The organism is Dehalococcoidia bacterium (assembly GCA_021295915.1).
Taxonomy (GTDB): Bacteria; Chloroflexota; Dehalococcoidia; order Lucifugimonadales; family UBA1123; genus VXRN01.
Window position 1 is genome coordinate 1 of record JAGWBK010000078.1, and the last position, 3774, is coordinate 3774.

The 3774-nt window shown below is 61.1% G+C and carries 3 protein-coding genes; 2 read left to right on the forward strand and 1 reads right to left on the reverse strand.

Annotated features, from left to right (window positions below):
- Positions 1-176: 176 nt before the first annotated feature.
- Positions 177-908 carry a hypothetical protein gene (locus J4G14_14920; GenBank protein MCE2459081.1) on the reverse strand — a complete coding sequence of 244 codons (732 nt, stop codon included), beginning with the start codon at positions 906-908 and terminating at the stop codon, positions 177-179.
- Positions 909-1339: 431 nt separating this feature from the next.
- On the opposite strand from J4G14_14920, the gene J4G14_14925 reads away from it, so the two are divergent.
- A complete protein-coding gene (locus J4G14_14925; GenBank protein ID MCE2459082.1) occupies positions 1340-3214 on the forward strand; it encodes a hypothetical protein in 1875 nt (624 codons plus the stop codon).
- 175 nt (positions 3215-3389) lie between these two features.
- The coding region (locus tag J4G14_14930) for an ABC transporter permease (GenBank protein ID MCE2459083.1) at positions 3390-3774 on the forward strand (385 nt) is incomplete at its 3' end.

A 3774-nucleotide genomic window follows, 5' to 3' on the forward strand; every position in this document is an offset into this window, starting at 1 on the left:
CGCCTATTGGCATGGGGACATTGAGTATTGTGAACTACCCCTCAGACTCACACCCACCGCCTATGGGACGGTTACGGACAGGGTTGGGTACCTGCGAGCTAGGTTCCAGATCAGGTATTCGCCCTCACCCCAACCCTCTCCCCCAGGGAGAGGGGCCGTTGGTGGGTGGCGAGGGCCTAGCGGCGGCCTTTGACGCGGTACATCTCCTCGATGGTCTCGGCTGTGGGAGGGTAGTAGCGACCTGGAGGGCAGTTCTCGGCGCGGACCTTTTCCTTGACGTAGTTCTCTGCGTCTTCATGCTCGACTGCCCACTCGAGAACGGCTTCGGCCATCCACGATGGGACCACCAGCACGCCGTCGTTGTCTCCGACCAGCACGTCGCCGGGCCTGACCAGCGCGCCGCCGCAGTTGATCTGGACGTTCTCCTCGGCAGGAGCGTACTCGGGGTTGCCGTGGAAGCTGCGGTACTTGGCGTACACGGTGAGGCCGTAGCCCTCATCTATAAGTACATCGAGGTCGCGGATCGCGCCGTCTATCACGACGCCGTCAGCGTTGTTCATCGCAAGCTGAAGGAGCTTGACGTCGCCTGCGACGACGTCCTTGGCTGAGCCTGAGATGTCGGCTACCAGCACGTCGCCGGGTCCGCAGCGTCCCATCGCGACGTACTCTGTCGAGTGCTCGCCGGCAGGCCGGTCGGCGATGAGGTCGGCGCGGTTTGGGAGGAACCTCAGAGTACGCGCCCGAGCTGCCAGGCGCTCGCCGGGAGTGAGGTTCACCAGGCCCTCGCACACGTTGAGAGTAGAGCCGAAGTGCCGGACAGCGTTGTAGACGGTGGCGGTAGGGATCGCCTTCAGTCCGTCGAGGACTTCCTGGGAGACCTCGACCTGTTTCATGTCGAACGTGGTCATATCTTCCTCCGTGGTGTCAGATTGAAGCTGGAGCGATGTTATTGAGGGTGTCGCGCGGCTGTCAATATCAGGGGTATTTGCAGGGATGGCTACTTGCCCTTCTATAGCCTCAGCGCAGTGCAATTCGGGCGAGGCGCCCGCTCTCTGAGTCAGTCGCACTTGAGAAAGGATGTAGGGGCTCGCCCGTGCTAACCGGACTGACCTGGGGAACCGTGGGGGTCCCCTGTACGTATGGCAAGGTGACGGACCCCCGGCTGTGGGGCTGAATCGGGACTCCCACGGGGCGGGCACCGGGTTGGATACAGTTGTGGTATTATGCACGGAACATTGACGGAAGTGGGATTCCGTAATGGAATTGACGGAGACTCTCCGCGAGTGGGCGGGTGGATGTCTTGGCTGACGAAGGAGCGAGTCAACCGGAGGTTAGCTTTATGCGACGATCTATATTGATAGCACTAGGACTAGCAGCAGTGTTGGCTGTCTTGGTGGCGTGTTCGAGCGCAGAACCGAGCGCGCCCCAGGCTCCACAGGCTCCTGCACCAGCCGCTCCGGCAGCGCCGGCGATGGCGCCAGCCGCCTCAGCACCGGTCGCGGCCCAGCAACCGGCTGCACCTGCGGCCGCTGCACCTGCGGCTGCCGCTCAGGCACCGGCAGGCACCAGCGTACAGGCGCCGTCCGTAGCCGCGGTCAGACCTCAATCGAGGCCGATTGAGGGCGCGATGCAAATGGCCAAGCCGGGCGGCACCATCAACTACGTGCCGCAGGGTTCGATCAAGATCATCGATCCGATCGCAACAGGCGCCATCGTCACCGGCACAGTCGGACGTCACGCCTATGACCAGCTCTTCTGGCGCGACAAGAACTACGTGATCTACCCGCAGATGCTCGAGTCGTGGAACCTGAGCGACGATGGCAAGGAGTACACGTTCAAGGTACGCCCCGGCCAGACGTTCCACAACGGCGACCCGCTGCGGATGCTCGACATCGCTGAGACACACAACAGGTTCGCCCGCGTCGATCCCCTTGGACGGCAGCTCCTTGGCATCTCAGCAGGTAACGAGGGCAAAGAGCGCAGCGACCAGGTCTTCAACCAGGTGCTGGACGAGGCGAACAACACAATCGTCATGAAGTTCGAGGAGCCGACGGCCATGGTGCTCGAGTTCCTCGCGCAGCTCGACCCGAGACAGCCGTCCATCATGCATGAAGACATCTGGTCGATTGCGGTTGGACAGCCTGTGGACCAGGTGATCGGGACCGGCGCGTTCGCAATGACCGAGTGGATCCCGCAGGAGCGTTTGGTCTTCGAGCAGTTCGCGGACTATGTTCCCAACACTGGCGAGCCCTGGGACTTCACCAAGGGCGAGATCAACCAGTACATCGACGGGTTCGTCGCTCTCGACATACCGGACCACGCAACCCGCGTAGCCGCGCTTCAGACCGGTGAAGTGGACGTCCTGGATGACTTCAGGCTGGACCTCGCCTTCACGCTGGACGGCAACGCGAACATCAACTGGTCGCCGATCAGAGACGGAAACTACGGCGTCCACGCCTTCAACTTCCACCATCCGCCGTTTGACATGACGCCGGCCGGAAGGCTTGCACGGCGAGCCGTATACGCGGCTTCACCGAATGACAAGATCATGCAGGCGGCAGTTGGCGAGCGCCAGTTCTGGACCGAGTGCTACATCGAGATTCACTGCGGCACGCCGTGGGAGACATCGGTAGCAGACGACATACAGGTCGAGGGAATAAAGACCCTTAGCGGCGACCTTGAACTGGGTAAGCAGATCCTGGACGAGGCCGCGGCCATCGATCCCATGATCAAGGACTACCCGTTGCGCCTCGTGGCCGCTTCCGACATGCCGTTTATGCCTGAGGCCGGGCTCGTGATGGGAGAGACGCTGAAGCAGCTCGGATTCACTAACGTTGAACTGGTTTCCCTGGACTGGGCGAGCCGGATCGCGGTGACGGGTAACCCGGACGGGCCGTGGGAAATGGCCACGTCGTGGTCCAACTTCGCGAATGGACTCAACCCGCTGGCGCCTTCCATGGCTGCTTCGAACCCTGAGGGTTCCGGCAGGTGGGTCGAGCCTCGTATCACCGAGCTCCGAGACCAGTTCCTGACCGAGACCGATCAGGAGAAGCTGCAGGTCCTGTTCGACGAGATGAACAGGGTGCTCTACGACAACCCTGCGCGCGTGTGGCACTTCATGTTCTCACCTCCGCGTGCGATCAGGTCTGACGTTAAGAACTTCTGCCTGGACTGCCTGTTCCCGATCCTCCACAATGTGTGGCTCGATCGGTAGGACCGGCAATCTTCTAACGGAATTTAGTTAGATGCGGCGCGATCTTCAGTGGTCGCGCCCATCTACATATCCGATTGGGAAACGGACTGGGCTTCAGTTTCGTACCATCGGACAGGACACTGGCGAAGCAGCGTTACGCGCCCCAATAGAGTAGGGCGATGACTGGGCATAGATCATGCTGCCATACATAGCACGAAGAGTCGTACTGGCCGTTCCCGTCTTTCTGGCGGTCTCGCTCATTACGTTCTCCATCATGCAGCTTGCCCCGGGCGATCCGGCGGCAATTTTGTTGGGTGGAGACTACCTGCTGTTCGCCACAGAGGAAGACATCAACGAGGCTCGTGCACAGCTTGGCGTGGACAGGCCGGCGGTCGTTCAGTACCTGGACTGGTTCACCGGCTTCTTCCGAGGCGATCTCGGAACGTCGCTGTTCACTGGCAGGTCGGTCGCGGAGCTGATATCCACCCGCATTGAGCCGACGGTGTCCATGATCTTGATGGGTATATTCCTTGCGGTTGTGCTCGGAATACCGATGGGTATTCTCGCGGCCTGGAAGGCAA